Raw genomic sequence first — 1,697 nt, forward strand, 5'->3', positions numbered from 1 at the left:
TGACCGACTCGTCCACTGGTCAGTCCCTAGCTGATCGCTTACCATGAAGCAAACCCTCGTTGCCGGGTTTGCCTCATAAACCAGTTTGAACCCTCTCGGGCAGTACGTCGAGCTTGTGAGCTTGCTGAATGCCGGCTCCTGGACCGCTAGTAGCATGCGGGCCGCCGGGCGTGATTGCATCAAATATCGGTCTTGATGTTCTGTAGTTGGCCTGACCGCAGTTGAACTGGATTATTGAGATCTCGCTCAGTCCACCTGCCGCCCAGCCCATTCTGTTTGGATTCGGTTCCCCTTGCTCGCGTTGGCTTTAAGCTCTAGCACTCATCATCGTCGTTGATTGGGTCGGCCGCGCTCATGTCTGCTTCCATGCTACTCCCTGAGCTTGAGCTCGCCTGTGGCGGGGGTTGCCTGCTCCAGAACGAGCTAGGGATTGAACTAGGGACGGTTTGAGGCGTGCTTAGCCTTATGTGACTTTTGCTCCGGTCCCTGCCCGCTACCTCGATGTTGGTCGGTCGTCCCTTGCCCTTTTTCGCGCTTTGGGTTCGCTCTTGTGTTCGCTCTTGCTCTCGCTCTTGTGTCGAAGGCACCCTGGGTCTCTTCCTGCTCGCTGGGAGCTCAAGGGTGGCCAGGAGTGGGTTTTGCGTGTCGTTGGTGCTGGCATTTCGTACCGCTGCTGTCTGCACAACTAGGTTGATTCTTTTCTTCTTCGTCTCTTCCAAGAATGTTTGGAACGTATTGCACGCCCTCTTCTGCCACGCCCTATGGCCCCTGCCGCAGTTGACGCAGGAAACCCGCTCCTTCTTGCAATCCCTTGTCGGATGTTGGCCTGCGCACTCCCCGCATCGCTCTTGCTTTCCGCAAGCCGCCTGGGTGTGGCCCCAGCCATAGCACTTGAAGCATTGCTTCATTTCAAGGCTGTTGTTGTACAATCTCGCATCGAACAGTTCCGCTCCAATAACTACGCCCTTGCGGATAACCTCATGTTGCATCGCCTGGGTAGGGAAGCTGATGATTGCTGTTCCTCTCGTCTTACCGGCCTGTACGCGTTCGTCGTGCCCCTTGGCATCGTGCAACCAGCGGATTTTATTGATGAAGATGCCTGGGATGGTCCTTTTCGTCGCGTTGCAGATCGCTTTCGCCACCTCCTCATTCTCCAGGGCCTTGCCATGTTTGATTCCTGTTGCTAGCGGTACACCAGGCACCTCGACTGGATAGTCTTGCCTAAGCACCTTGCAGCCCGCCACCTCAGCCTGGTTCAATGCCTGGTCCTTTGCCCTCTGGTTTGGCAACATTACTTCCACGTCCCCGCTTCGCAGCCGACGCACCGCATATGCCCCCTGGATTACTGGCTTGACTGCTTCCAGTAATTCTGTAGTGGATTTCCCCTCCGCTTCTGTGAGGCGCACCCTGACTGCAGCTCGTTGATCCGATGGGGGAAGCGTACGGGACGCGTTCGCTGCTGCGACTTCGGCCCAGGAGCGCGACCTCTGCGCTCCCGCGTTGCCCACCAGCGCGTCCAGCTTCTTATCCATCTCCTTTGCTAGTTTGACCATCGTGTTTTGTGCCTGACTCACTGTCTGCCCGTAGAGCGCATCGGCCGCCCTCGCAGCAAGCACGACCTTACTCCGGATCTTCTCCCTAACCCCTTCCTCCTGGACCCCAGCAAGACTATCCGTGATTTCGTTGAGTATCCCTTT

General features: G+C 56.8%; 1 protein-coding gene. It reads right to left on the reverse strand.

Annotated features, from left to right (window positions below):
• Window positions 1-314 precede the first annotated feature (314 nt).
• A partial coding sequence (locus DMG62_24905; protein ID PYY19147.1) for a hypothetical protein occupies window positions 315-1,697 on the reverse strand: 1,383 nt, incomplete at its 5' end.

This window comes from Acidobacteriota bacterium (assembly GCA_003225175.1).
In the GTDB taxonomy this organism is placed as follows: Bacteria; Acidobacteriota; Terriglobia; order Terriglobales; family Acidobacteriaceae; genus Gp1-AA112.